At 42.9% G+C, this 26,990-nt stretch carries 29 protein-coding genes and 1 pseudogene; 9 read left to right on the forward strand and 21 right to left on the reverse strand.

All coding sequences use genetic code 11. The annotated features are described in order from the left end of the window. The first annotated feature begins 366 nt into the window (after window positions 1–366). Entirely contained in the window at window positions 367–1,365 is a 999-nt protein-coding gene (yumC, locus tag ACQYAC_RS09040; protein WP_169055636.1) for a ferredoxin--NADP reductase 2, read from the forward strand. Between the two features lie 46 nt (window positions 1,366–1,411). On the opposite strand, the gene ACQYAC_RS09045 is transcribed toward yumC, so the two are convergent. Beyond that, complete coding sequence (locus tag ACQYAC_RS09045; RefSeq protein WP_012011136.1) at window positions 1,412–1,618, reverse strand: hypothetical protein; 207 nt, start codon at window positions 1,616–1,618, stop codon at window positions 1,412–1,414. A 195-nt stretch (window positions 1,619–1,813) separates the two neighbouring features. Here ACQYAC_RS09045 and ACQYAC_RS09050 point away from each other — a divergent pair, with 195 nt between their 5' ends. Next, window positions 1,814–2,230 (forward strand): hypothetical protein, encoded by a 417-nt coding sequence (locus ACQYAC_RS09050; RefSeq protein WP_339163760.1) that lies wholly within the window; start codon window positions 1,814–1,816, stop codon window positions 2,228–2,230. A gap of 124 nt (window positions 2,231–2,354) precedes the next feature. Here ACQYAC_RS09050 and erpA read toward each other — a convergent pair whose 3' ends face one another. The 3 genes from erpA to ACQYAC_RS09065 form a co-directional block, all read right to left on the reverse strand. Next, window positions 2,355–2,717, reverse strand: coding sequence for an iron-sulfur cluster insertion protein ErpA (gene erpA / locus ACQYAC_RS09055; protein ID WP_429943142.1), 363 nt, complete (start codon window positions 2,715–2,717; stop codon window positions 2,355–2,357). A 73-nt stretch (window positions 2,718–2,790) separates the two neighbouring features. Continuing rightward, window positions 2,791–3,645, reverse strand: coding sequence for a diaminopimelate epimerase (dapF, locus tag ACQYAC_RS09060; protein WP_427128155.1), 855 nt, complete (start codon window positions 3,643–3,645; stop codon window positions 2,791–2,793). Window positions 3,646–3,915: 270 nt separating this feature from the next. Further along, window positions 3,916–4,152 carry a YuzB family protein gene (locus ACQYAC_RS09065; RefSeq protein ID WP_003213414.1) on the reverse strand — a complete coding sequence of 79 codons (237 nt, stop codon included), beginning with the start codon at window positions 4,150–4,152 and terminating at the stop codon, window positions 3,916–3,918. Between the two features lie 255 nt (window positions 4,153–4,407). Between ACQYAC_RS09065 and ACQYAC_RS09070 the strand changes: the two genes are divergently transcribed. Beyond that, window positions 4,408–5,475 (forward strand): NAD(P)/FAD-dependent oxidoreductase, encoded by a 1,068-nt coding sequence (locus tag ACQYAC_RS09070; RefSeq protein WP_061409507.1) that lies wholly within the window; start codon window positions 4,408–4,410, stop codon window positions 5,473–5,475. 50 nt (window positions 5,476–5,525) lie between these two features. Here the strand turns inward: ACQYAC_RS09070 and ACQYAC_RS09075 are convergent, their stop codons facing one another. Together ACQYAC_RS09075 and ACQYAC_RS09080 are read right to left on the reverse strand one after the other, a co-directional pair. Next, on the reverse strand, window positions 5,526–5,756 hold the full coding sequence (locus tag ACQYAC_RS09075) for a hypothetical protein (RefSeq protein WP_058013767.1): 231 nt from the start codon (window positions 5,754–5,756) through the stop codon (window positions 5,526–5,528). Between the two features lie 100 nt (window positions 5,757–5,856). Continuing rightward, window positions 5,857–6,186, reverse strand: a complete 330-nt coding sequence (locus ACQYAC_RS09080; protein WP_429943143.1) for a YuzD family protein — start codon at window positions 6,184–6,186, stop codon at window positions 5,857–5,859. 121 nt (window positions 6,187–6,307) lie between these two features. On the opposite strand from ACQYAC_RS09080, the pseudogene ACQYAC_RS09085 reads away from it, so the two are divergent. Then, window positions 6,308–6,607, forward strand: a pseudogene (locus ACQYAC_RS09085) (NifU family protein). 43 nt (window positions 6,608–6,650) lie between these two features. On the opposite strand, the gene ACQYAC_RS09090 reads toward ACQYAC_RS09085, so the two are convergent. From ACQYAC_RS09090 to yutH, 6 genes are all read right to left on the reverse strand, one after another. Continuing rightward, window positions 6,651–8,621, reverse strand: a complete 1,971-nt coding sequence (locus tag ACQYAC_RS09090) for a prolyl oligopeptidase family serine peptidase (RefSeq protein WP_429943144.1) — start codon at window positions 8,619–8,621, stop codon at window positions 6,651–6,653. Between the two features lie 103 nt (window positions 8,622–8,724). Further along, window positions 8,725–9,657: a homoserine kinase gene (gene thrB / locus ACQYAC_RS09095; protein WP_058013764.1), complete on the reverse strand. Its 933-nt coding sequence runs from the start codon at window positions 9,655–9,657 to the stop codon at window positions 8,725–8,727. Further along, window positions 9,654–10,715 carry a threonine synthase gene (gene thrC, locus ACQYAC_RS09100; protein ID WP_058013763.1) on the reverse strand — a complete coding sequence of 354 codons (1,062 nt, stop codon included), beginning with the start codon at window positions 10,713–10,715 and terminating at the stop codon, window positions 9,654–9,656. The genes thrB and thrC overlap by 4 nt, the downstream gene beginning before the upstream one ends. Continuing rightward, window positions 10,715–12,016 (reverse strand): homoserine dehydrogenase, encoded by a 1,302-nt coding sequence (locus ACQYAC_RS09105; RefSeq protein WP_058013762.1) that lies wholly within the window; start codon window positions 12,014–12,016, stop codon window positions 10,715–10,717. Before ACQYAC_RS09105 ends, thrC begins: the two co-directional genes overlap by 1 nt. Window positions 12,017–12,233: 217 nt before the next feature. Further along, entirely contained in the window at window positions 12,234–13,208 is a 975-nt protein-coding gene (locus ACQYAC_RS09110) for a 2-hydroxyacid dehydrogenase (RefSeq protein ID WP_429943145.1), read from the reverse strand. Window positions 13,209–13,293: 85 nt separating this feature from the next. Continuing rightward, the gene (yutH, locus tag ACQYAC_RS09115; RefSeq protein ID WP_058013907.1) at window positions 13,294–14,304 is read right to left on the reverse strand and encodes a spore coat putative kinase YutH; all 1,011 of its coding nucleotides are present in this window, start codon (window positions 14,302–14,304) and stop codon (window positions 13,294–13,296) included. 132 nt (window positions 14,305–14,436) lie between these two features. Between yutH and ACQYAC_RS09120 the strand changes: the two genes are divergently transcribed. Continuing rightward, the gene (locus ACQYAC_RS09120) at window positions 14,437–14,937 is read left to right on the forward strand and encodes a phosphatidylglycerophosphatase A family protein (protein ID WP_058013760.1); all 501 of its coding nucleotides are present in this window, start codon (window positions 14,437–14,439) and stop codon (window positions 14,935–14,937) included. Window positions 14,938–14,980: 43 nt separating this feature from the next. Here ACQYAC_RS09120 and ACQYAC_RS09125 read toward each other — a convergent pair whose 3' ends face one another. The 3 genes from ACQYAC_RS09125 to ACQYAC_RS09135 are packed head-to-tail and all read right to left on the reverse strand — an operon-like array spanning window position 14,981 to window position 16,502. Then, window positions 14,981–15,754 (reverse strand): TIGR01457 family HAD-type hydrolase, encoded by a 774-nt coding sequence (locus ACQYAC_RS09125; protein ID WP_144461935.1) that lies wholly within the window; start codon window positions 15,752–15,754, stop codon window positions 14,981–14,983. Window positions 15,755–15,772: 18 nt separating this feature from the next. After that, entirely contained in the window at window positions 15,773–16,207 is a 435-nt protein-coding gene (locus tag ACQYAC_RS09130) for a DUF86 domain-containing protein (protein ID WP_058013758.1), read from the reverse strand. Between the two features lie 19 nt (window positions 16,208–16,226). Then, window positions 16,227–16,502 (reverse strand): YutD family protein, encoded by a 276-nt coding sequence (locus ACQYAC_RS09135; protein WP_008346837.1) that lies wholly within the window; start codon window positions 16,500–16,502, stop codon window positions 16,227–16,229. 120 nt (window positions 16,503–16,622) lie between these two features. On the opposite strand from ACQYAC_RS09135, the gene ACQYAC_RS09140 reads away from it, so the two are divergent. Next, window positions 16,623–17,258 (forward strand): YhcN/YlaJ family sporulation lipoprotein, encoded by a 636-nt coding sequence (locus ACQYAC_RS09140; protein ID WP_429943146.1) that lies wholly within the window; start codon window positions 16,623–16,625, stop codon window positions 17,256–17,258. Between the two features lie 39 nt (window positions 17,259–17,297). On the opposite strand, the gene lipA is transcribed toward ACQYAC_RS09140, so the two are convergent. Beyond that, entirely contained in the window at window positions 17,298–18,194 is an 897-nt protein-coding gene (gene lipA / locus ACQYAC_RS09145) for a lipoyl synthase (RefSeq protein ID WP_034317455.1), read from the reverse strand. A gap of 327 nt (window positions 18,195–18,521) precedes the next feature. Here lipA and ACQYAC_RS09150 point away from each other — a divergent pair, with 327 nt between their 5' ends. After that, a complete protein-coding gene (locus ACQYAC_RS09150) occupies window positions 18,522–19,466 on the forward strand; it encodes a M23 family metallopeptidase (protein WP_234034838.1) in 945 nt (314 codons plus the stop codon). A 27-nt stretch (window positions 19,467–19,493) separates the two neighbouring features. On the opposite strand, the gene yunB is transcribed toward ACQYAC_RS09150, so the two are convergent. From yunB to ACQYAC_RS09170, 4 genes are all read right to left on the reverse strand, one after another. Beyond that, window positions 19,494–20,258, reverse strand: a complete 765-nt coding sequence (gene yunB / locus ACQYAC_RS09155) for a sporulation protein YunB (protein WP_044140941.1) — start codon at window positions 20,256–20,258, stop codon at window positions 19,494–19,496. 75 nt (window positions 20,259–20,333) lie between these two features. After that, window positions 20,334–20,639 (reverse strand): YunC family protein, encoded by a 306-nt coding sequence (locus tag ACQYAC_RS09160; protein WP_061409521.1) that lies wholly within the window; start codon window positions 20,637–20,639, stop codon window positions 20,334–20,336. A gap of 67 nt (window positions 20,640–20,706) precedes the next feature. Further along, on the reverse strand, window positions 20,707–22,080 hold the full coding sequence (locus tag ACQYAC_RS09165; protein WP_429943147.1) for a bifunctional metallophosphatase/5'-nucleotidase: 1,374 nt from the start codon (window positions 22,078–22,080) through the stop codon (window positions 20,707–20,709). 63 nt (window positions 22,081–22,143) lie between these two features. Then, on the reverse strand, window positions 22,144–22,995 hold the full coding sequence (locus ACQYAC_RS09170; RefSeq protein ID WP_429943148.1) for a DUF72 domain-containing protein: 852 nt from the start codon (window positions 22,993–22,995) through the stop codon (window positions 22,144–22,146). Window positions 22,996–23,313: 318 nt separating this feature from the next. Between ACQYAC_RS09170 and ACQYAC_RS09175 the strand changes: the two genes are divergently transcribed. Together ACQYAC_RS09175 and ACQYAC_RS09180 are read left to right on the forward strand one after the other, a co-directional pair. Continuing rightward, a complete protein-coding gene (locus tag ACQYAC_RS09175) occupies window positions 23,314–24,468 on the forward strand; it encodes a PucR family transcriptional regulator (RefSeq protein ID WP_429943149.1) in 1,155 nt (384 codons plus the stop codon). Between the two features lie 64 nt (window positions 24,469–24,532). Further along, complete coding sequence (locus ACQYAC_RS09180; protein ID WP_429943150.1) at window positions 24,533–25,693, forward strand: oxalate decarboxylase family bicupin; 1,161 nt, start codon at window positions 24,533–24,535, stop codon at window positions 25,691–25,693. A gap of 50 nt (window positions 25,694–25,743) precedes the next feature. On the opposite strand, the gene ACQYAC_RS09185 is transcribed toward ACQYAC_RS09180, so the two are convergent. Then, window positions 25,744–26,934 (reverse strand): MFS transporter, encoded by a 1,191-nt coding sequence (locus ACQYAC_RS09185; protein ID WP_061409525.1) that lies wholly within the window; start codon window positions 26,932–26,934, stop codon window positions 25,744–25,746. Window positions 26,935–26,990 lie beyond the last annotated feature (56 nt).

Consider the following 26,990-nt stretch of genomic DNA (forward strand, 5'->3'; position numbering starts at 1 on the left):
TAAAACGGATAAAAGAATTACATATCGTTATTCTCAACCGCTTTCCGGCATTTTATGAAATTTAAACAAAAAAATAAGTATGTGAAAATCTGAACTTTCACCTACATAAAACGAAAGCATTTGACCGTATCCGACAAAAATTCATAAAAAATTAATATTTAGTTCCCTTAACAATAATAGCGAGTTCTGATCCAATTTTCAAGGCTTTAAACTGAAAATCCTTATGATAAACGGTCTTTCTCACTTTTTCCTCTTTTTCAAAGCTTCGGCATCAAAAAACGACAAGTTTTTCAAAACAAGTCAAACGACGATGTGTGGTATGATATGATATAGTGATAACAATTTTCATTTGGGAGGATTAAAGGAATGCAAGAAGATTCTAAGGTATATGACATTACCGTTATCGGGGGCGGCCCAGTAGGATTGTTTACTGCTTTTTACGGCGGCATGAGACAGGCAAGTGTGAAAATTATTGAGAGCCTTCCTCAGCTTGGCGGTCAATTATCCGCTCTTTACCCTGAAAAATATATTTATGATGTGGCTGGTTTTCCAAAAATCCGCGCACAAGAATTAGTTGATAACTTAAAGGAACAAATGGATAAATTTGATCAAACCATTTGCTTAGAGCAAGCAGTTGAAACGGTTGAAAAACAGGCAGATGGGATCTTTAAACTTGTGACAAATCAAGAGATTCATTATTCTAAAACGATCATCATCACAGCTGGTAACGGTGCATTCCAACCGAGAAAGCTTGAGCTAAGTGCAGCAGAATCATTTGAAGGAAGCAACCTGCATTACTTCATTAATGACTTGAACCAATTTGCCGGCAGACGTGTCGCTGTTCTTGGCGGCGGAGACTCTGCGGTGGACTGGGCACTGATGCTTGAACCTATCGCAAAAGAAGTATCCATTATTCACCGCCGCGATAAATTCCGCGCACATGAGCACAGTGTAGAAAACCTGCACAACTCAAAAGTCAATGTCGTGACACCATTTGTCCCAACGGAGCTCGTTGGTGAAGACCGCATTGAACAGATTGTGCTGGAAGAAGTCAAAGGCGACAAAAAACAAGTACTTGATGTGGACGATGTGATCGTCAACTTCGGTTTTGTTTCCTCCCTCGGACCAATTAAGCAATGGGGTCTTGAAATCGAAAAGAACTCGATCGTTGTGAAATCCACAATGGAAACAAACATCGAAGGCTTCTATGCGGCAGGAGACATCTGTACGTATGAAGGAAAAGTCAAATTAATCGCAAGCGGATTTGGTGAAGCACCAACGGCTGTCAACAATGCGAAAGCCTACATGGACCCGAAAGCCCGTGTACAGCCTCTTCATTCCACAAGCTTATTTGAAAACAAATAAGCGAGATCAAAAAAAGGAGTTCCCACTAGCGGAACTCCTTTTTCGTTTATTTAAAAACCCCAATATAGGCATTCGCCATTCCAAGTACCATTGCAGCAAGCAGCACCACAACAATCCCTGCCACAACCAAAATTACCCGATCCTTCACACGTTCCTTTTTCGGAAGCGGCTTCTCAATCCCGCAAGCTGGACACGTTTTGGACCGATACGGAATCAGTTCATGACAGTTCCTGCAATTGATTTGTTCACTCAAACCTCAGCAACCTCTTTTCTACCTACAGTTTATGTTTGGTTCTCATGATACTCTTTTCGGGTGGAAATAGCCAGTTGTGAGAGCAAGCTGTAACAAAATTGAGCGATTTATAAATGGTTGAAGTGAGAATGAAGGTTTCATCTGATCAACCGATATAGGAAAAGAAGAAGATCTTAATGAAGGATAGGTGGAAAGATGTTAAAACGTTTCATAATCAGTTTGGGCTTATTACTGATGATTGGTGGCTCAGTTGAACTGTTTGCAAAAGACTATAATAAACATTATGCTCAGTTCGCAGCAGGATTGAATATTGATGTTGATCAACTAGAACCATTTTTAAATCGTGTGTCCACTTCAATTTTAGATTCTGGATTGAGTGATCAAGAAATCAAACAGATACTCTCCAAAGTTCAAAAAATGAATAAAAACAATGAAACGGAAAAAATGGGTACATTTGAAGTGGTGTACCACGAAAAACCAGCAAAGATTAAAATGGTGATTGAAGTCCATGTGGAAGATGACAATAAAGAAGTGGTCATCTATATGTTTAGCACCCAAGAGCTGGTGGATGTCTTGGATAAAGAGCTGTTGAAAATAGAAGAAGCAATATAGAAAGAGACACTGAATGAGTGTCTCTTTTTTTATGGTTGGTTTTCTTCATCAAAAAAGCCTCCTCGATCGTGTTGTTTACAAAAACAAACGAACAAGAAGGCTTATCTTAATTCACGATCAGTTGTTAACACTCTTCCGGCGTACCGGTATTCGTCGCTGTTCTGAACGAAGAACCGCATCCGCATGACGCAATCGCGTTCGGATTGTCAATCGTGAAACCGCCGCCCATTAGTGATTGTTTGAAGTCAATGATGGTGCCGTTCATGATATCAAGGCTTCCGGAGTCGACAAGGACCTTTATGCCTTGCTGTTCGAACTGCGTGTCTTTCTCTGAAACTTCATGGTCAAAGCCCATTCCGTATGAAAGACCGCTGCAGCCGCCGCCTTTTACGCCCACTCGTAGGAACGCATTTTCTTCTTCATGTTCTTTCATCATATCTTTAATCTGCAGTGCAGCAGCTTCTGTAATGGTTACTGGTGTACTCATGATCATCCCTCCTTTTGACTGGATGTTTCTTTTCAATTATAAACGTGATGGTGCCTTTTCTCAAATAAATGGTTTACAGATAAAATGTGCCGTCACAAATCGTTTCAGCAGGTCCTGTCATAAGCACATGCTCATTGTCTTTCCAGCGAATGATGAGATCTCCGCCAGCTAAGTGAACCGTCATGTCTGTTTCCTTTTTCGCCTGTCCATTCACAATCGTGGATACAGCAGCCGCACAAGCTCCCGTTCCGCAGGCTTGAGTAATACCAGACCCTCTTTCCCACACACGAAAATGCAGTTCTGTTTCACTGACCACTTCTACAAATTCTACATTGACGCCTTCTGGGAACATGTCGTGTTTTTCGATGATTGGCCCAATTGTATCAAGCGGTGCCTTATCAATGTCCTCCAGGTAAAAAACGATGTGCGGATTTCCCATTGAAACAGCCGTTCCATTTAAGGTCATCGTGCCAAAATCAATCGGTTCATTAATCGTTGTGCTTGCTGGTTCGCCAAGCATCGGCATCTCTTCTTTTTCAAAACGAGGCTTTCCCATATCTACTGTCACTAAATGTACGGTACCATTCTGCACATGAACGGTCGCTTCAACGAGTCCTGACAATGTCTCAATCTGGAACGTTGTGTCTGTTACGATTTGATGCTCATACACATATTTAGCCACGCAGCGCAGACCGTTACCGCAGTTTTTCCCCTCTGAACCATCATTGTTAAAAATGCGCATTTTCACAGGTGCAACATCTGATGGGCAAATAAGAATCATTCCGTCTGAACCGATTCCTGTGTAAACAGAAGAAACCCGGATCGCGATCTCTGATAGCTGCTCTTCTGGAAGCTGTTCCTTCATCTGATTGACGTATATATAATTATTTCCTAACCCGTGCATTTTCGTGAATTGAAATGATGTCATGAGCTTCCTCCAAAAATGTTGTTTCTTTATAGTATAAAAGGAGTCGGTTCAGGAGACAATCTTATCATCCCCCGTTTTTCATACATAAAAGCTCTTTGCTGCCATGGCAAGGGGCTTTTATTATGCATATGCCTCATTTTCTCTCGTGTGATGCTTCATTTTGATGATATTTTATTAGCATAACATATTGGATGCGCTTTCTATCGATTCTCCTTAAAAATGGAAACTAAAAATATGAAAAAAATGCACCTCATGACCCATGTGGTGCATTTAAAACATCTCATTTTCCTCTATAAAAGCATAAATACGCTCGACTAGCTGCTCTGCATTTTCTCCGGAAACAAATTCTCCATTCACGAGTGCAAATGGGGAGTCCATACATTTGCCGCAATAGCTTAAACAGCCGTATTCCATAACGTCTAGGTTTGGGTCTTTATCAAGCTTCTCTTTTGCTTCTTGAGACCCTTGCGCAAGATTACTTACACAAAATTCGATCAGTGGGAACACTTTGCTTCACCTCACATTGCTTTACCATCCTACCGAAATTCCTTCTATTAGTCAAAACATGAGCTTCACCTGTATCGTTACGCCTATTCCTCGTAAAATGTTTTACTATTTAGGACTAACTAATGAATATGTAGGTTATTTTGAAACAATTATTGTGGTTTCACAGTAAATTCGATATAATTTTATTTGGTATTTTAACTTAAAGTTTTTTAGTATAAGTGTTTTTCAATGTCTACGGGGAAAAGGAGAATCGTCATGAAAAATTTAGTCTTGATCGGCGGAGGTTACGGGAATATGCGGGTTCTCCACCGCTTATTGCCAAATCAATTACCTGATGATGTTACCATCACATTAATTGATCGAAATCCTTACCACTGTTTAAAAACAGAATATTATGCACTCGCTGCTGGAACGATCTCTGATCATCACATTCGAGTATCATTTCCAGAGCATCCGAAGCTGGATATTCAATATGGGGAAGTAGAAAAAATTGATATTGAAAACAAACAGATCTTATTCAGCGACCGTGAACCCATTCCTTATGACGACACGGTGATTGGGCTCGGCTGTGAGGACAAGTATCATAATGTCCCTGGTGCGAAAGAACATACATACAGCATTCAAACCATTGATCAGTCAAGACATACGTATAACAAATTAAACAATTTGAGTGCAGGTGCAACGGTTGGCATCGTCGGTGCTGGACTTAGCGGGGTAGAGCTAGCCAGTGAATTAAGAGAAAGCCGTGCTGATTTAAACATTATTCTTTTTGACCGCGGAGAGCTGATTCTATCAAGCTTCCCAAAAAGATTAAGTTTATATGTGCAAAAGTGGTTTGAAGAAAATGACGTAAAGATCATTAACTGTGCGAATATTACGAAGGTTGAAGAAGGTGTTGTTTATAACCATGATGATGCCATTGAAGCAGAGGTCATCGTATGGACAGCAGGCATTCAGCCAAGCAAAGTGATACGAGAGATGGATGTTGAAAAAGACGTACAAGGCCGCGTCGTATTAACACCTCATCACAATCTCCCTGGAGATGAGCACGTCTATGTCGTGGGTGATTGCGCAAGTCTTCCGCATGCTCCAAGTGCACAGCTTGCCGAGGCGCAGGCAGAACAAATTGTCCAATCTCTGCAAAAACGCTGGAAAAACGAGCCGCTTCCTGAGGCTTATCCTCAGTTTAAGTTAAAAGGTGTCTTAGGATCTTTAGGAAAAAAAGCTGGCTTTGGCTTAGTAGCAGATCGTCCACTTGTTGGCCGTGTACCAAGACTTCTAAAATCCGGACTCCTTTGGATGTATAAGCATCACAATGGCTAACATCATGTGAATTTTATCTCAAAGCTCCTTCTCGTCGAGGGAGCTTTTTTCTATGAAACGGCATGTGCCGATGAACGGGTCAATTTGATTGGAGCAAGGGCAAGGATGCAGTCTTTACGAAACGTTCTCATCGTCTTTTTCGATAAACAATACGCTTGGATGAGCTGGTCTGTTTGACGGTGAACAATAATTTTACGCTTCGTGCACTCTCCGTTCTTCTTCATATAAATCATCTCAATTGGTATTTGCTGATGAAGAGATTGTTTCAGTAAATAATTCATGATGCTCACGCTCCTTTCATTTCATTATAATCGAACAAACGTTCTTTCTCAACCTAAAAAAGAACGTTTGTTCTGTTTATTTTCTCAAAAAGAGAACAGTTTATTCACTGCTCTCCGTGTAACCGTATTTCTCCATTTCTTGATAAATGTCTTTTAATTTCGGATTGCCCTCTCCAACAATTTGATCCTCCACTAAGACAAGCGGATAAAAGAATTCATCATCAAGAATTCGTTCAGACAATTTCTTTTGGTGTTCGTTTTCTGGCGGGTGCTCAATATCAATATATGTGATGCGAAACGGCTGATTCGGATATTTTCGTTTTAACGCTGCATCTAACCACTCAAATGTGTCTTTTGAAGAAGGCAGATTGACGCAGCTAGCGCAGAGTACATCTCTTCCATATACATAAAGATCGACGGTTTGATTCATTTAACAAGCCCCCTATTCTTTCTTTATTTTAGCTGAATTTTCTGTATGAAAAAAGTCAAAATCACTTTTTGTTTCAAGATGAGATTGTGCTATAATGAGAAGGAAACTTTGAAACCAATCAATAGATTTTTATCGTCCAGATGAATATAATGGTGATATGTTGTGAAAGGAGCGATTATATCCAATGACTGAAGTCGAAATGAAAGACCAAGTACAGGAAGTACTGGACAAACTTCGTCCATTTCTATTACGTGATGGTGGAGACTGTGAGCTTGTAGACATTGAAGATGGCATTGTGAAATTACGTCTTCTTGGTGCATGCGGCAGCTGCCCAAGTTCAACCATTACATTAAAAGCCGGTATTGAGCGCGCATTATTAGAAGAAGTGCCTGGCGTTGTAGAAGTTGAACAGGTTTTCTAATTCATATATGACATGAAAACGACCCGAATTTGGGTCGTTTTTTTTAGTTTAACTTCTCTCTAAACCAATCCTTTATAAAGGTCAGTCTTTGAATACGCTGCCCCGGATGGCCGCTTCTGGATAAATCATGAGATGCTTTCGGGAATTTGACGAGCCTTGTGTCTTTCCCAAGCTCCTTCAGTGCTACAAAAAGCTGTTCTGCTTGATCGACTGGGCAGCGATAGTCTTCATCGCTATGCAGGATGAGAAGCGGCGTATTTACCTGCTTCACATACTTTAGCGGCGAACGATCCCATAGCTTATCGGCTGAATCATAAATATCCCCATCCATCTGCCACCTTGTGAAGTAATAACCGATATCACTGATGCCATAAAAGCTAATCCAGTTTGAAATGGACCGCTGTGTGACGGCTGCGCGAAAACGGCCGGTCTGTCCGACAATCCAGTTGGTCATAAAACCGCCATAGCTGCCGCCTGTCACTCCAAGTCTTGTTTCATCAAGGAAATCATAGGCTTTCAGCACATGATCAACAGCTTGCATGACATCCTCATAATCAACGTCACCATAGCTCCCTCTCACACGGTCGGTAAACATTTGTCCGTATCCATGACTGCCATGAGGATTGATATATACGATGGCATAGCCTTCAGAAGCGAGCATTTGAAATTCATGAAAATACGTATAACCATACATGGCATGCGGTCCGCCATGAATTTCTAAAATAAGCGGATAAGTCTTCCCCTCTTCCATCTGGGAAGGCTTCATCAACCAGCCATGCACCTCGCCGCCTTCTTTTGACTGAAACGAAAATGGCTCTGGTACCGATAGGACATGCTCCTTGAGGAATTCATCATGCTCAAACGTGATTTTCTTTAGATCTGCCTCCCCTAATGTCAGCTCATACAGCTCACTTGGTGAAACGGGTGACAGCCGGCTCAGCAGCATTTTGGATTCATTCGGATGAAGGCTGAAGTTTGTGATATGTTCTGCCTCTAATCGAACAGGATAGGCTAAGCCTTCAACGGAGAAATAATAAATCCCTGTACTGCCTTGATCAGAAACAAGCGAATAAAATCCCTGGCTATCCTTTGTCCACTGCGGAAGCTGATTGGCTTCGCCCATAACGCTATCCCCTGCCATACAGTTGCCCACATACATATCGAGCATTTCTGACAGCTGAATGACTTTTTGCTCCTTCAGATCATACAGCCATAATGCTGGGAAGGTCGCATTTTGAAATTCACGCTCATGTCCAATATACACGAGGCTCTCTCCATTAGGAGCAAAAGACACGGCGGAATAAGCGCCAGCAGATTGTGTCATTTTCTTTGTCGTACCGTCCTCTAATGATTGGAGGTACACGTCACTTATGTAAGGTTTCTGAGGATTTGATTGAATATAGGCAAGCCATTTCCCGCACGGAGAGAGCGTGTGATTCACATGATGATGCTCTCCGCTCGTAACTGCCCTGGCCTCTCCTGAATGAACATCCACTTGAATGATCTGCGTAAAACGTCCATCTAAAAAGCCTCTACCATCTGCTTTATAGGTTAAATCCTCATATACCGCAGGAGCGAACTCATCTCGCTCTTCCTTCTTTTCATCATGAACAGATTCTGATGGTTTCAGTGACACAGCCGCATAAATGAAAGCTCCATCTAGTGAAAAGACAGGATGAGATACCCCGTAAGGAATCGCCATTAAGGTGCGCACACCGCCTCCCTTGCTCTGAATGAGTGCAAGCTGAGGAGCTTCCTTTGGCTTTTGCAAAATAAACGCAAGCTGCCTGCTGTCTTTTGACCACACTGGCTGATGATGCTTTCCATCCTCAAATGTCCATTGTGACAGCTCCTCTGTCTCTTCATCTCGAACCCATAAATGGATATTATAATCGTCTTTGTTGTCATTCACCGTGACCTTTGTAAAAACCGCCTTTTTTCCATCTGGTGAATAAACCGGATGAGAAACAGAAACAATTTTCGTTAAATCTTCTGCTGTCATCAATTTCTTCATGAATGTACCTCCTCCTTTTATGCATAAAAAATAGTTCGATCCTCTAAATAATAATCCCTGCTTCATTTTATAAAAACAAGAATAAAAAAAGAACGTGCATTTTTTACAGCACGTTCTTTACTTGATTGACTGGATCATGCTCCACGACAACACCTTCTACTGGTACCGTCAGCAAATCTACTTCGCAATGCGGGAAGTTTTGGGCAAGCTGCTTTTTCAGCGCTTCTCCCTTCCCTTTTTCAACTAAGGTTAAGATTGTCGGACCAGCACCGCTTAATGCCGTTCCATACGCCCCTTTTAGCGAAGCGACATGCTCTACCTTCGACAGCTCTGGGACGAGCATTGTGCGGTAAGGCTGATGAAATAAATCCTTATTCATCATTTCTCCAACAAGCGGCCAGTTTTGCGTCATTAATGCCGCAACAAGCACGTTGCTCACAGCACTCGCACTGACGGCATGTTTATAGGAAAAATCCTCTGGCAGGACATCACGGGCATCCTTTGTCAGTACTTCATAAAAAGGAATCACGACGACAACATCTATATCCACATGCTGCACTTTGACAGCATGTGTCTTGTCTTCTTCATGAAGACCAATCAGTAAACCTCCGAATAAAGAGGCACCCGCATTATCTGGATGACCTTCTACCTCACTTGCAAAAAAGAGCTTTTGATCATCCGGCATATTTAATTCAAGAAGCTGATTGGCTAGCTCAATGGCTGCCACAATTGCAGCAGCACTGCTTCCCAGCCCCCGTGCCAATGGAATATCACTCCACACTTTGACATAAACAGGCGGGAGTGTTTTTCCAAAGTGATCTGCGACCTTTTTGGCTGTTTGATAAATGAGGTTGTCGGTGCCAGATGGAATCCCAGACACGACTTCTGATTCTGCTTCAAACAGCCAGCTATCATGGTCATAGACCGATAGCTTTAAATAACGGCTGAGCGCCATTCCAACTGAATCAAAGCCTGGTCCTAAATTGGCAGTGCTTCCCGGTACTGTGATTGAAAAAAGCATGGAGGCTTTACTCATACGCGCGCGGCCTTTTCCAAGTGTTCAAGAATTTGATCTTCATCTGCATCGAGTGTGACCGGCTTGATTTGTGAAATATCAATGGCCGTATTCGGATCTTTCAATCCGTTGCCTGTTAATACTGCAACAACTTTACTGCCTGGCTTGATCTCTCCGGATTTCACCTGCTTTAGCACACCTGCGATAGACGCACATGAGCCTGGCTCTGCAAACACGCCTTCTTCACGAGCAATCAATTGATATGCATGGAGAATTTCTTCGTCTGTCACTTCATCAATCTTTCCGTTTGATTCATCTGCCGCTGCCACAGCTTGTTTCCAGCTTGCTGGATTTCCGATACGGATAGCCGTTGCCACTGTTTCTGGCTGCTCAATCACTTCATTTCTCACGATCGCAGCTGCGCCCTCTGCTTCAAAGCCGCGCATGACAGGCAGTCCAGTTCCTTTTTTCTCATGGTATTCCTTGAAGCCTTTCCAGTAGGCGGTAATATTCCCCGCATTTCCAACAGGAATCGCCAGTACGTCCGGGGCCGAACCTAGCTGCTCACAGATTTCAAATGCCGCCGTTTTCTGTCCTTCAATTCGATAGGGATTGACAGAGTTCACAAGGGCAATCGGCGATTTTTCACAGATGCTGCGGACGATTTTCAGTGCATCATCAAAGTTACCGTCAATCGCAATGATCTCTGCTCCGTACATCACCGCCTGTGCAAGCTTGCCAAAGGCAATTTTTCCGTCTGGAATGATGACGATACATTTCATATCAGCACGGGCTGCATAAGCGGCTGCCGCTGCAGAAGTATTCCCTGTCGAAGCACACATGACCGTATCATTGCCTTCTTCTTTTGCCTTTGCAACAGCCATGACCATCCCGCGGTCCTTGAAAGAACCTGTTGGGTTAACGCCTTCTGTTTTTACATGAAGCTCAATCCCTAGCTTTTCCGAAAGCTTGGAGAGGTGGATTAGCGGTGTATTCCCTTCATTTAATGTTAGTTTTGGTGTTGATTCGTTTACTGGTAAGAATTCTTGGAATTCTTCAATAAGTCCATTCCACTTCATCAGCTTAAACCGTTCCCTTCTACTCGGTACGTGCTCTTCACTTGAACCACCACGTCGAGATCGTTTAATTTTTGCAGGATATTTGAGAAATCTTCTTCTGAGGTCCGGTGTGTAATAATCACAATTTCAGCCAGCTCATCATGCCCTTTCACAGGAAGCTGAAGGATCTTTTCAAAGCTGATACCTCTTTCAGAAAAAATAGATGTAATGCGGGAAAATGCCCCGACTTGATCTCTCACATGAATTCTTAAAAATTGCTGAGCAAATACTTCCGATGGTGATTTGATCTTTTTCTCAAACTGCGGTGCAATAAATCCGCTTCCGTTCACGCCAAGGCGCATGTTTTTCATGACTGCGACTAAGTCTGATACCACAGCGGTTGCCGTTGGCAAACTTCCAGCTCCTGGTCCATAAAACATCGTTTCTCCCACAGCACTTCCATAGACATACACCGCATTGAATTCATTGTTGACCGATGAAAGCGGATGGTGATCAGGAAGTAACGTTGGCTGGACACTGACTTCTACTTTTTCTCCGTCCCGCTGGGCAATTCCGATTAGCTTCATTGTGTAGCCGAATCGTTTACTGAAATTAATGTCTTCATCAGAAACGTCAGAGATGCCACTGACCTTTACATCCTCTAATTCCACATTCATGGAAAATCCAAGTCTTGCAAGAATCGCCATTTTCCTTGCCGCATCTAGTCCTTCTACATCAGCTGTTGGATCTGCTTCTGCAAAGCCTAGATCCTGCGCTTCTTTTAAGACATCTTCATATGCACTTTTATCGACGTTCATTTTCGTTAAAATAAAATTCGTTGTGCCGTTCACAATCCCCATCATCTTCGTAATTCGGTCAGAGGCTAATCCTTCCTCCAGCGTACGCAGAATCGGAATTCCTCCGGCGACACTTGCTTCATAATAAAGATCACAGCCATTTTCTTTCGCCACATGTAAAAGCTCTGTTCCGTAAAGTGCCATTAAATCTTTATTGGCGGTAATGACATGCTTCTTTTCATTTAAAGCATCTATTAAATATTGTTTTGTCTCTTCAATGCCGCCCATCACTTCAATAATGACGTCGACCTCTGGATCTCTAATCACATCGTATACTTCAGTTGTGAAGACCTCTCTTGCCACATCCACATCTCTCTTTTTATCGGGATTGCTCACAAGCACTTTTTGTATTAATACCGGACAGCCGATCTGGTGCATTAATTTATCCTGATGATCTTGGATAATCTTGACGACACCGCTCCCCACTGTTCCTAATCCTAATAGTCCAACTCGAATTGCCTTCACCTGAAATTCCACCTTTCTCCGTCAATGTCCTCTCTAAAAAGACATTTGTTAACCTAACACAGACATTCAATGTACACACATTATAAAGGGGTATCCTCGTTTTGACAAGGTAATAAAATAAGAGATTGTTAGAATGAAACCGCTTAACAGCTATTTATATCAAGATTCTATATTTTCAAAATATTTTTGTCAGAAAAACTCCCGAAACTCAGGGAGCCTAATATGATGAGCGAACCGGCGTTTTAGCTTGCTGACCTTGTAGGACAAGCGCAATATTTTCAGCACATAAACGCATCATCGTTTTTCTCGTTTCAACACTTGCACTTCCAATATGAGGGAGAACCGTGACGTTAGGTAATGTTGTTAACGGATGAGATGGGCTGACAGGTTCCTGTCTAAATACATCCAGGCCAGCGCCGGCAATTTTTCCTGTCGTGACTGCCTCATATAAAGCATCCTCGTCCACAGTTTGTCCTCTTGATACGTTAATAAAATAAGCAGAGTTCTTCATCAGATCGAATGCCTTTTCATTAAACATATCTTTCGTTTCTGGGGTTAACGGTGTCAGGCAGACGATGAAATCAGACTGCGTGAGCAAATCCTCAAAAGCCGCGTAGGTCACGCCGAACTGCGCTTCTGCCTCTGGCTTTCTTGACCGGTTATGATACAGCACCTTCATGTCAAAGCCTGCTGCCCGCTTGGCAAGCGCTGTTCCGATGCTGCCCATGCCGACAATTCCAAGGGTTTTATGATGGATATCAGCTCCTGCAAGAAGAAGCGGTCCCCAGCCTGTCCAGTTTCCGTCCTTCACCCAATCACTCGCCTCGACAATCCGTCTAGCTGACGCCATTAGAAGGGCAAAGGCTAAATCAGCCGTGGATTCTGTTAATACATCAGGCGTATGACAAATGGTGATGTTGCGCTTTTTAGCGGCTTCAAGATCAATATTGTCATAACCCACTTCAAGGTTTGCGATGACCTTAACATGTGGAGCCTTTGATAAAAGGGCTTCATCTACTTGATCTGACAGCATGGTGAGAAGCGCATCCGCTTTCGCTGCTTGTTTTTCTAATTCTTCTCGTGGACATGGCTCCTCTTCGCTCGGCCACATCTCGATATGAGCGACTTCTTTTAGTGGTGTAAGTGATGCTTCATCCAGCTTTCTTGTGATATAGACATAAGGTTTCGTCAAGAAGAACACTCCTTTGATTGATTTCTTTAAGCATAACGAAAAACGCCTCAAGAGAAAAGAGACGTTTCAACTGTTCACGGAAACTTCAAATCAGTGGACCTGTGATCCAGCCAACAGGTGGAATGAGGCTCCCGCCGCTTCGCATGGCACTCATTTCTTGAAAGACCTTGAGAAAGTATTCATAGCGATTGGCATCATTTAAGACGTAATCTAGCCGTTCTTCATAATATGATTTTTCATTTTCTCCCGACATGTAGTAGCCTTCCACAATTTCAAAATAATGAAGCGGAAACAACAAGCGGCTGTATAGCAAACGCTTAGAAAAAGAAGAAAGTGGTGTTACCTGCTCATATTGCTGAAGAAAGGAGAAGCCCTCTTCAATTAAATCTTCCTTATGCTGGACAAAGGTTTCTCTTAAATATTCGGCAATATCCCGGGTTGGATGATCAAAGACCCAATCTACAGGTAAACGAAGCGGCTGCTCATCCGGCCATGTCCTCCGCGAAAAACGCTGGTGGCAGACAGTGCCTGAGTCACATTCTTTCGGTTCATCATCTAGCTCAGTATCCACTAAATATTGAATGGCGTTTTCCGTTAATCCAAGATAATACGGAAAGGATTCGATAAATTTTTTTTCAAACCGTTCTAGTGGTTTTTGATGCATTTGCTGCATCCAAAAGCCTTCAAGCTGATCTAACCGTTTTGCCCATAATTCCTTCCAGGCTCCCACACGTTTTGTTTCAGACACCTCATATGGAAATCCTCTTCCTCTGACATGAAAGGCCGCCAGCTCTGACGCCTGTTGAAACGAGCGGCTTGAGATCGGCGGTGCTGCCTTCAATAAGGCATACAGCTCCTTTCCATGAGTAAAGGTGGGCTTCTCTTCATTTGTTAATTCAAACACAGCGACGTATGGGTCTCCGGCATTCAGTAAATACTGACTGATATGAAACAGCTCTGTGAGTTCTTCTTCTCGCAAATGAGACACAGGAACAATGATAAAGAGAGCCTCCGACGTTTGAAAGCTCTGATAACTGCCATATGGCATAAGTTGACGCACATCAATACCAAATGTGTGATAAATGGTTTCTTTCATGTTTTCACCTGCGTTCATATGATCGATCTCTTATCATATCGTAGTCGCAGGTTGAGGGATTTATGAATACTATTTACTATCCGAAGCTTTTTACACGTTGTGGACAAATTACGAGGATTGGGTGAGGAATATATGCCGCATCATCATGAGATGAACGAAGTAGAAAAAACAGCAAGACGCCGTTTACAAGAACGAGGCGTATCCATTCAAGATATAGCAGACCTTGTCTACTTTTTACAGGAAAAATATCATCCTGGCTTAGACATGACAGAATGCATCCACAATGTGGAGCGTGTCATCGCAAAACGAGAAGTCCAAAATGCGATATTAACTGGTGTCGAACTAGACGTACTAGCCGAGCAAAAAAAACTGACCGAGCCGCTTCAGTCTATTCTAGAAACAGACGAAAGCCTGTATGGCGTTGATGAAATTTTATCATTTGCTATCGTCAACATTTATGGTTCGATCGGCTTTACGAATTACGGATATATCGATAAAGAAAAACCAGGAATTCTCGAGACACTGAACGATAAATCCACAGGGCAGTGCCATACCTTTTTAGATGACATTGTCGGCGCCATTGCTGCTGCAGCATCAAGCAGGCTGGCACATAGTGCGAGAAATGTGGAATGAAGCAAAAAAGAGGACGCGCGCATAACGCGCTTGTCCTCTTTTTTTATGATAATCGCTCAATCCACTCTGATAATGAATCAATGACATAGGTTGGCTGTTTATCATATTTCTGAAGCAGCTCTTTTGTTGTCACGCCTGTATGAACGAGCAATGTGTCCATTCCTGCATTCATCCCTGCCATAATATCTGTATCATAGTTATCACCCACCATGAGCGTCTCGGACACATCAGTCCCGAGCACCCGCATGGCTTGTTCCATGATGATCGATTCTGGCTTCCCGATAAATGTTGGCTTGACGGTAGTGGTCACGGTCAATACAGATGTTAACGAGCCGTTCCCTGGCAGAAGCCCTCTTTCAGTTGGAATGGCAATGTCTCCATTTGTTGAGACAAATTGTGCGCCTTGACGGATGGCAATCGCACCTACTGCGAATTTTTCATATGTAATGCTGCGATCAATTCCAACAACTACGAAATCAGCGTCCTCCTGACCAAACGTCAGCCCTTTTTCTTCAATGGCCTGCTTGATTCCTTCTTCACCGATGACGTAAACAGACGCGTCTTTCTTTTGTTCGGCAATATAGTTGGCTGTTGCCATGCTTGTTGTAAAGACTTGTTCTTCTGTTGCTGGGATATCGAATGAAACGAGTTTTTCCGCTACCTGCTTTGGCGTGCGTGACGAGTTATTCGTGACAAACAAGTAGGGAATGTTCAGCTCATTTAACTTTTGAACAAATTGACCTGCTTCTTCGATCTTTTCTGTTCCTTTATACATTGTTCCGTCTAAATCAATTAAATAGCCTTTGTATTTCATGATGCTCACAACTCCAATGGATTATTTAAACGCTGATACTGGGCCAAGCTCTTGCTCCAAGTAGGTACGGATGCGGTTTGGGAAAACCTGTAGCGCATGCTCAACCTCGCTGATCACCTGCAGCAAGTCGTGATGAACCACTTCTTGGTATTGCTGTACAAGTGTTTTGCGGCACGAGACAAGCTTTTTCAGCTGACTGCCTTCCTCTTCTGGTACAACCTTTTCATCAACAAGAATATCCATGATGTCATCATAGCTTCCTGGATCACGCATAATAAAGCCATCAATCATGTCATTTCCCGTATCAAGAATACATTCGACAAGCACATGAACAATTCGTTCCAGCGCTTTTTTCTCTAGTGGACTTGTCCATGTTTGATGACTCTGCATCAGCTCATATTGCTCCTCGAAAAAACGTAATGTCTCTTCAATCTTTTTTCTGTCTACGAAATACATCATGACGCTCCCCTTTGCGTTATTTTCTGATTCGTTTTAAGACAAAATAGGCACAGCCAAAATTACAGTATTCATAAATGTATTCATCGAGTGTGCTGATTTTTGTATCAAATGTGGCCTTTTGGTTTTGGTCATCAAAGAACCCCTTCAATCTCAGCTGATTGTAGCCCCAGTCCCCCACAATATAATCGTACTTATTTAAAATATCTGAGTACCTTGCTTTAAACGCTTCTTCATCAAAACCGTCTTTAATCTCTCTTACAAGATCAAAAGTAGCATTCTGAATGACGATCATCTTCTCACCTCTTTTTAAACGATCCATCTTTAATGATAATTCATTGGAAGAACTCCATCAATTGCTAAAGCATGTTTTTTCCGATTTAGCCGAAGCTAAAGAAAAAAGGAGGTCACATTTATGAAGAAACAACTGACAGCCGCGATTCTCCTCAGCATGCTTTTAGGCGGGTGCGGCTTTCAATCAGGTATGAACCGGCAAGTGGATGAAGATTCTTCAAGTAAAACCATCCGTCTGTCGGATCGTCATGAAGGAAATAATTCCAACATGCCAGAAGCAGACACAAACAGAGCAGGGTATGTTCGTTATCAGCGCCAGCAAGTAACGGATCAGAAAGAAAGAACACCTGCTATAAATCGCGAACATCTTGCCCACGTTATTACAAGTTTAACTGTGCAGCTGCCAAACATCAAAGATGCAGCAACACTTGTGACAGATGAGGATGCACTCATTGTGTATCGTACAGGAAACAAAAACCGGGATGAATCTGCCGATCAAGTAAAGAAGACGGCGGTTTCTGTTCTCCCTCGTTATTATCATGTATACGTCTCTGATAATCCAGAGCACTTTCAATCCATTGCCAATTTTTCACGTCTTCAAACCAATTCACGTGATTTTGATCAAATCTTAACCAAAACAATTCAACAAATGAAATATTCCCCTCAAGGCGGAGATATTTCTACGAAAGAAGATGCAAATGGTATGACGAATTCCGACCGTACCATGAGAAGAAACGCCCCTTACGGACAAAATTAACAAGAGAAAAAACGCCAGAGAGATCTGGCGTTTTCTTTGTTATGCTTGCGCCTGACGCTTTTTAGACGCTTCGTTTACTTGTTCATCTGCATGGTAGGAAGAGCGCACAAGCGGTCCAGCTTCACAATGACTAAAGCCTTTTGACATCGCAATTTCTTTCAGCTCTGCAAACTCATCCGGATGATAGTATTTTTGAACTTTTAGATGTTTTTTCGAAGGCTGTAAATACTGACCAATCGCCATAATATCGACGTTGTTAGCAAGAAGATCATCCATGACTTCAATTATTTCTTCCTTCGTTTCACCGAGTCCAATCATAATGCTTGATTTCGTTGGAATGTCGGGCTGCATTTCTTTTGCACGGCGCAAGAATTCTAATGAACGATCATATGTAGCACGCGCACGAACCCTTGGCGTTAATCTGCGAACTGTTTCAATATTGTGATTTAAAATATCAGGACGTGTGTCCATTAACGTCTTCAAATTATCGTAATTGCCGCCCATATCTGAAGGGAGAACTTCAATTGTCGTAAATGGGCTTTTTCTTCTAATGGCACGAACGGTTTCAGCAAACACACCTGCTCCGCCATCCTTTTGGTCATCCCTTGCAACCGCTGTTATCACAGCATGTTTTAAGTTCATTAACGCTACTGAATCTGCCACGCGTTCTGGTTCTTGCAGGTCAAGCTCAGTTGGAAGTCCAGTTTTCACCGCACAGAAACGGCATGCGCGCGTACAAACAGATCCAAGGATCATAAATGTAGCGGTTCTTCTCACTGCCCAGCATTCATGAATATTCGGACATTTTGCTTCCTCACAAACGGTATTCAGGTTGTTTTCCCGCATCATTTTTTTCAAACCGGTATAGTTTTCATTCGTATTCAGCTTAATTTTAAGCCAGTCCGGTTTTCTTACGTGCTCTTCCTTCTTTGCCAATTCCATCATCTCCATATGAATTCGTTAAAGGTGCATCTACAAAAATCTTCCTGCTATATACGATGGATGCAGCTAAGAAGCTGCAAAAAATTGAATCTTCGGCCTAAAGCCTTTTCTTTAGACACTTTAACATAGTACAGATTGAACAACAAGGGAATGAGCTGCAAAAATACCCAAAAGCCTCCTAAAAAAATCACAAGAAAATTACTAACATTTTCTTCTTATGAAATAGGGTGATCTAACCACACTAAACGGTAGAAGACGATGCTTGATGAAAGGAGATGGACGTTTGTGAAAGTGGTTTTAGCCATCATGATCGCTCTTTCAATGCTCCCTTTACCTGTTCATGCACAAGGGGAAGGCAAGCAGCCAGATGTACTGAAGCAGCGAATGGCACTATACGAAAAAGTCGCCATCACGACACAAGTTCCATGGTATGTACTTGCTGCGGTTGATCAGTATGAGCACAATATTCGAAAAAGCAGAAGAGATTTACCAAAACAAAAAGGCATCATTGGCATCTACATTCCCCGGGAAATGTGGATCGGCCCTGAAAACCCGAATAAGCAGGATACCTCTCCTTTAAGCATTAAAGTGTTTGATGGAATTGGACTTGATGGAAACGGGGATGGAAAAGCAAGCAGCGATGACGATGAGGATGTATTATTCACGTTTGCTCAATACTTGCTTCATTACGGCAACAGCATTGATCAATTAAAAATTGCTTTATGGGACTATTATGGACGAGATCAAACCGTTGGAATCATTTCATCTTTTATGAAGCTATATCAGCACTATGGTCATCTTGACCTCGGAAAGCACGCTTTCCCTCTTCCGGTTGGAGCTGACTACAGCTACCGGAGCACATGGGGAGATGCAAGAGGATTTGGAGGCAGAAGAATTCATGAGGGTACGGATTTATTTGCCCATTATGGACTTCCTGTTCGTGCGACATCATATGGTGTGATTGAAATGAAGGGCTGGAACCGCTTTGGCGGCTGGCGGATTGGTATTCGAGATATTCATAACCATTATCATTACTTCGCTCATTTGAATGGCTTTGCAAAAGGACTCAAAACAGGTCAAATTGTTGAACCCGGACAGGTCATTGGATCTGTCGGAAGCTCCGGTTATGGCCCTCCAGGCACAGCAGGAAAATTTCCGCCTCATCTTCACTATGGCATGTATAAAGACAACGGCAGAACTGAATGGTCTTTTGATCCATACCCTCATTTAAGGGCATGGGAAAGGGCTGAACGGAAACGCAAATAAAAAACAGCCCAATCATTCGTTGGGCTGTTATTCTTTCTTCTCCTTTTTCTCAGGAAGAACAATTGATGGAGCGCCTGAGTTCGTTCCGCTTCCATTATAATAATCTGGTACGTCCCCTTGAACGGCTTGGATGGAGACGGGAACTGAGTTTTTAACCACGATTGTTTCAGATGCAAACGGGATGATGACTCTTACCTTGACCTCGATCAGAACACTAATATCAATCAAGGCATTGTTGATGCCATAAGGCTTAATGTTTTTTTCAACGTCCGTATGCGGGTCACCAATAACACTGAAGCGTACAGGTACTTTTGGTCCTAGGTTGGCGATGAGTGCATTTCCGGACGCTTGCCCAAGCGGAATGTTATATATAATGCCGTCATGTCCATCTGTTTGATCCTTTAATGCTTCTTTTGCCTCTTTTTGAAAATTCCCCTTTTCAATGTCCTCTAAATTTTTTTGAAGATGACGTGACAGATCAGCCATTGCTTTCGATGTTGCTTGCGCATTAAAATCGATGGTCGTTACTTTTCCGTTCTCACTTGTATTCATGACCACCATATCCTTCATATTCTCCTGATCTTCTGCAAAGTCTTGAACGGAATATTGAATCAGATGATTGGCGATACGCTCTGTTTCTAGTTCAGCAATGTGAATAAGGGTTGGTTTAATGGAACGGTTAATAAAAAATAGACTGATGACAGTTGAGAGTACAAAGAATAAGATCGCAAGCAGCATGACGTATCGGAATGGCAAAGGGCCCTTTTTATAGGGGCGATAGCGGCGGTTCATTCTCAATAAAAAATCCCCCCTTCTCCATTACAAGTGTATGCAGACAGGCGGGGGGATAGGAATCATCTCTCCATTTTATTTCATCATTTTTAATAAGGCGTCTCTTCCAATGGTTCCAACTGTAATGCCTAACGCTTCTGCAGCGTATGTCACAGATTCTAATGGGGCATCAAGCAATTGCTCTATCGTTCTCACTCCAACTGCTCTCCCTGCGATAATGCCTCTATCTGCAAGCTTTTCATTTAAGAGCCCGACATCCAGTGCACCGCACATAATATACCCATGTTCATTTGTCACTGCCATAAAATTTGTCTTCGGCAGTTTGACGGTGACGGCTGTAAAGGAATGTCCATCAATATTAATAGGTGTTAAATTCACCAAATCCCTTCACTCCTCTCATCACAATCTATGTGACAAGAGGGCGAGTGTTGTTAGGCAAAAGCGGATTTCATGTGGCTTCCTTCAGGCGCCAAGTAAGCACATCACGTAAAAATTCCGGCATGAAATATTCAATGTGTTCATGGTCACGAATATGAGGAAATAGAGAGCCTAATGTATACATATCGACTGTTCCAACCGTATAGGAAGCGTCTTTATTGATCAATTGATCATGCACAAAAACATCCTTCACCCGTTTGGTTTCGCCTTCTTCTAATGTATAGGTGAGACCACTATACAGCATTTTGCCCATCAGTTCACCTCTAAAGCCGAAGCCCTTGATGCGCAGCTGTTCCATTTTTTCTTCACATGCACGCCGAACGGTTTCGATGAGCTGTTGACCCGAAAGCGTCACACGAATAGGGTTAATGGGATGCGGGCAGATTCGATGGACTTCTTCTCTAGTCACAATTCCTGCCTCTAATGAATCAAGCACCATCCCAGCATTCATCATGCCGATATCTGCCCCGCACCAATCTTTAATGGCATCTGTTAAGAGCTGCGGAAGCGGGGATTCATCAAACCACTTCGTTTCTAACCTTGACTCAATCGCGGTTACTTTTTCCTGCATGAGGGCTCTCGCTCTTCTCTCTGCTTGCTGTAAAGTAGTGATGGCTTCATCTGATTCACTGATCAGCTGATCCACTGACTGCACCGTTGCTTTTTTCTCGATGAGCTCTTTGCTCGCTGTATCAATGGTCAGCTCGACACAGCCAATATAATGCCCATACTTTTCAGCGCATGCAAGCAGCACTCCACTGTCCATTTCACCCTGTTCTAACAAATGATGCGTGTGTGAACCTAGGATAATATCGATGTCAGGAAAATCACGGGCGACTTCCCTATCATGGATGATACCTAGATGGGATAAGAGCACAATGACATCCGCTTTTCCCTTCACTTCCTGCAGCATGTCCCGTATGCTGTCAAACGGATCTGTAATCTCCCAGCCCAGCTTTTCATAGACAGGTGTATACGCAATGGTCACGCCTAAGAGACATATTTTCAGTCCATTTTCCATTTGGATTATATGATAAGGCTTTGCCCACGATGGCCTTTTGCCTTTCTCAAATAAATTAGACAGAATCACTGGAAATTGTGCATGCTCGTACAATTGATCGAGCTGATCATGAGGCAGCGTAATGCCTTCATTATTCCCAATCGTGACCCCATCATAGCCAAGTTGATTGAGAAGCTTGACATTTACTTTTCCATAATCAGCTTCTGACACAAGGTTCACTCGGTCCATATGGTCGCCAATATCAAACAAGAGCATCTGATCGTGAACTTGACGCTTTTCCTCAATATAAGCTGCGATTTTTGGCCAGTTCTCAAAGTGGCTGTGCAAGTCGTTTGTATGATATAACCATAGCTTCTGCAGCATGTTGATCTCTCCCTCAAGTTGTCACTGAACCATCTCATTCAGGTTGAAAGCCGCAGCTCTCATTTAACTAAATAAATCTAACTGCTTCGGAGAAAGGCTTGAATACGTAATATCCAGCAAATCAATCATCTGCTGGCCATTCGCCGCTGCATCTCCGCCGGAGTTATTATTAAACACGACATAGACATCTTTTGATTGCTGATGCAGAATGTCGAGATTCTTTTTCCACTCTTTTAATTCAGATTCATTATATAAATATAAGTATCGCACTTCACGCCAATTTTCATGATCCGCTGGGTGAAGCCAGCCCTGTTTATTTCTCCCGTGAAAACGAACCAATGTTTTATCACGGTGCGTAGCTTGTATGACTGGCGGAATGGAGCCTTCTCCCACTTGCGGCTCATCACAGACAGAATGAATCCAGCCTTCTTTTTCCATAAAGGACAAGGTCTGCTCATAAAATTCATCTGAGAACCATGTGCGGTTACGGAATTCGAGGGCACATGGAATGTCGCCCATCTTCTCTTTACACCATCTTAAATAAAGGACGTGCTCTTTTTTGCAATCAAACCATGGTGGAAATTGAAATAGAACCATGGCTAATTTCCCTGCACGAATGAGCGGAGTCAATGAAAGAATAAATGCGTCAAACATCTCTTCCTTTGAAGCAAACGGAATTTCGCCCCTCTGATGACCGGTCATTCCTTGATATGCTTTTACGACAAATTGAAAGGTGTCTGGCGTATCCTTGATCCACTTTTCATGATTACGTTCAGGCTGAACTGCATAAAAGCTGGCATCCAGCTCCACAATGGGAAACGTAGACGAATAGTGAAACAGCTTTTGCGCACTGCCGATTTTCGGCGGATAAAGACTGTCATGGTCTCCCCAGCCAGTTAATCCGATATAAATCATGTTTCTCACCTCTTGCCACTTTCATGTATAGACGGCTTCCTCACATGAAAGCCTTTTTCTCTTGTCATACCCATCTTTCTGAAAGAAATTCTTCTGTCTACAACATATCATATTTGCCGGTAATTCTGAATGAAGATGACTGATGGTGCGTGATTTTATCATGATTTCTGTTTGTTTGTCATGTTAGTTGACAATATTCTATCTAAAATGATGTGAGCTGATAACATACTATATATCAGAGAAATGAACAGTGATTGTCCATTTATTTATTCATCTTCACCAAGAACTTTAGTTCTCAATAAAGGAGACTTAGTGGATATGAACATAGACGATAACCAATTTGAAACATTGCAAAAAATCGCCGAAAAGATTCACAAACCTGTCTATTTGTGTAACCAGCATGGGCGTCTTCTCGGCAACTCGCCCATCACGCGCCCAGATTGGATTCGCATTCTCCCTTTTTTCCAAAGCATGGCACCCCATCATTTTTCGATAATCGATACGAAGCAAACCTTTTCTGTCTTTCCGATTGATCTAGCCGAACAAACATGTGAGTATGTGGTCATCCCTTCCTTCATTCTTCCGCTGGATGAAACACTGCAAGTCATCATTGAACAAGCCGTACACGAAATCTCGATTGCGCGAATGAGACAATATACTGCCCAGCAAACAGCCAAGCGTGCCAGAAATGAAGCGTTTCGCAGATGGATAGAGGGTTTATCGTCTTCTCAGCAAGACGCTGCATACGTTGCGAAGGCGTTTGGATTAAATGTAGATAGCAGCTATCTATGCATGATCTATCAGCTTGATCAGTGTCATGAGACCACTCATTTTTTGAAGCAGCAACTAATATTAGATCAAGTCGTTGATCTGCTCGACAGCGCACTGCCAAGCTCTCCTTTCCCTTCCTTTTTATTTATCAAAGGTGATATGGGCATTCTATTAATGGAAGAGACGGGCAGTTGGTCTGAGATGAGTGACAGACTCCTCTCTTTTTTAAAACAGCTGCAGATGCTCGTTAGCATACAAGTGAATCACACCATTTCCTTCGGCGTGAGCTTGACTAGTTGTCGCATCACCCATCTGTTTGAGGGCTACAGTGAAGCATTAGACGCACTTCAAGCCGGACATCTCTCGGCACAGCCGGAATATATACACTTCTATCAAGCAAAGGATGTGCCAGATTTATTGAAGCTTATTCCAAGAAAGGATTTAATCACGTTTCACCAAATGCACCTTCATCCGTTATATGAAGCTGGTCAAAACCTCCTCCACACCATATCTGTCTATTTAGAAACACATTGCCACATTTCAGAAACAGCGAAACGTTTGTCAATTCATCGCAACACGGTCATTTATCGATTGGAAAAGTGTGAAGAGCTGCTTCGAATCAGCTTAAAAGACCCTGAAGCCACATTAAGGCTGCGCTTAGCATTACGTATTCAGATGCTTCTTTCACCCCATCCTGATTGAATGTTTTCTTCCGAAGCTTCATATAGTTTGGAGGAGAAAAGTGATACAAGAGGAGGGATGATCAATGGATGGTGAGCTGGGTCACATCCCGCAGCCAATTCGAGAGGATGGTGCTGGTGCCACCGATCTAGGCCCGCGGGACGTCCTTCGAGACATCGAGAACCCCGATATGCTTGTTCCACCTAAAACCGATGCCGGAACCATTCCAAACTTGAAATTTTCATATTCCGATACACATATGCATTTGAATCCTGGCGGCTGGTCAAGAGAAATTACGAAGCGAGAGCTGCCTGTTTCCACAACGATTGCGGGTGTCAACATGCGGCTGACTCGAGGCGGAGTGCGAGAACTCCATTGGCATAAGCAGGCTGAATGGGCGTATATGATTTTAGGAAAAGCCCGTATCACCTCTGTAGATGCAGAAGGGCGAAATATGATCGCTAATGTAGCAGAAGGAGATTTATGGTATTTCCCGCCAGGTATTCCGCACTCCATTCAAGGACTTGAGGACGGGTGTGAATTTCTTTTAGTCTTTGATGATGGCGCTTTTTCTGAATTTGATACGTTCACCATCACAGACTGGTTTGCCCATACACCGAAAAACATTCTCTCCGAAAATTTTGGCGTTCCTGAGAAGCTGTTTGATGATATTCCGAATAAGCAGCGCTACATGTTTCAAGGCTCTCCACCAGCATCATTAGAAAGCCAAACGGTATCTGATCCATACGGAAGCATCGAGCCACCATTTACGTACCAGCTGCTTCGCCAAAAACCGCTGACGACCTCTGGAGGAACTGTCCGCATTGTCGATTCACGGAATTTCCCTGTTTCAAAAACCATTGCAGCTGCGCTTGTTGAAGTAAAGCCTGGCGGCATGAGAGAAATGCACTGGCATCCTAATAATGATGAGTGGCAATACTATTTAACAGGTACAGCCAAAATGACGGTCTTTGGAGCCGGTGGCACTGCCCGCACCTTTAATTACAGAGCAGGTGATGTCGGATATGTTCCTTTTGGTATGGGACATTACATCCAAAATATCGGTCAAACGAGCCTTTGGTTTTTAGAAATGTTTAAAAGTGACCGCTTTGCAGATATTTCGTTGAATCAGTGGATGGCCTTAACCCCTCCTCAATTAGTGAAAGAGCATTTGCATGTAGGTGATGCCATGATTCGTGCGCTTCATAAAGAAAAATCACCTGTCGTGACATATAAAAGGTGGTGACCATAAAAAAACCGATCCATTTGTGCTGATCGGTTTTTTATAATTGAATTTTAAGAAATTGCAGAACGCTGCTGCACTTTTTTCCCCCACACGATGGATGCAATGAAGCTTATGCAAAGCACCAGTGTTCCGAGCATAAAAGGGAACTCAATATTCACATCAAATAAAATGCCCGCAAGGCTCGGTCCAACAATATTGGCAAGGCTCATAAAGGATGTATTGAGGCCTCCCGCTACTCCTTGCTGATTACCTGCCATTTTGGACAGCAATGTATTGAGGGCTGGACGAACAAATGATGTAGCCGACAAAAATAAAATAGAGCCTGCAAAGATCAGCCAAAATGACGGCGCAACACGGCAGACGATGAGCATCAAAGCCGCTCCCAGCAGGGCATAACGCACGACGCGCATTTCACCAAATCGTTTCACAGAGGCATTCACCAACGCACCTTGGACAAGCACGCCAGCAAGACCCGCAACTGTAATCACAAACGCAATATCCTTCGGTGTAAATCCATGTTTTTGATCTACATATAAGCCGAAAATCGATTCAAAGTGAATGATGCCAAAATTGAGTACAAACGCCAATATAAACAAAAAACCGTAGGATGTCTTTAAAGCTTGCATCATTTGTACAAATGGGTTGAAATGAATGTCTTTGTTTAACCGCGCTTCTTCCTGCTTTTCCTTTGTTAATGTTTCAGGTAAAAACAGGATGGACAATAGGGTAGAAAGAGCTGCAAAGGAACCTGCGATGAGAAAAGGAAAAGCGATTCCGTACTCGACCAAATAGCCGCCTACGCCTGGTCCAATGACAAAGCCTAACGTCATTGCTGCACTAAATAGCCCCATTCCTTTCCCTCGATCCTTCTCACTTGTGATATCAGCGATGTATGCAAACATGGCTGGCATGAGTAAAGCTCCGGCAGCACCACCTAAAAACCGAGACACAAACAGCATCCAAAGCTGATCAGCAAATGCAAAAATAAACTGGGCAATCGTAAAGCCGGCGATCCCGGCAATGATCAATTTTCTACGTCCAAATCGATCGGTCAGTGCGCCTGCGACCGGCGATAAAGCAAACTGTGTGAGACCTGTTGCAGCGACAAGAAAACCGAGTGTTTTTCCTGTTGCGCCAAAGGCCTCAATGTAACTTGGCATGACAGGGACAATGAGGCCAAAGCCAAGCATGGCAATAAAAATATTGAGCATCAAAATATATAATCTGCCCATTTTTTTCATATCAAAAAACCTCTTTCTGCTAAATAAATGAAAATGATGACAAAAATGATCAGAAC

This window comes from Bacillus sp. MM09(2025), assembly GCF_050496725.1.
Taxonomy (GTDB): Bacteria; Bacillota; Bacilli; order Bacillales; family Bacillaceae; genus Bacillus; species Bacillus pumilus.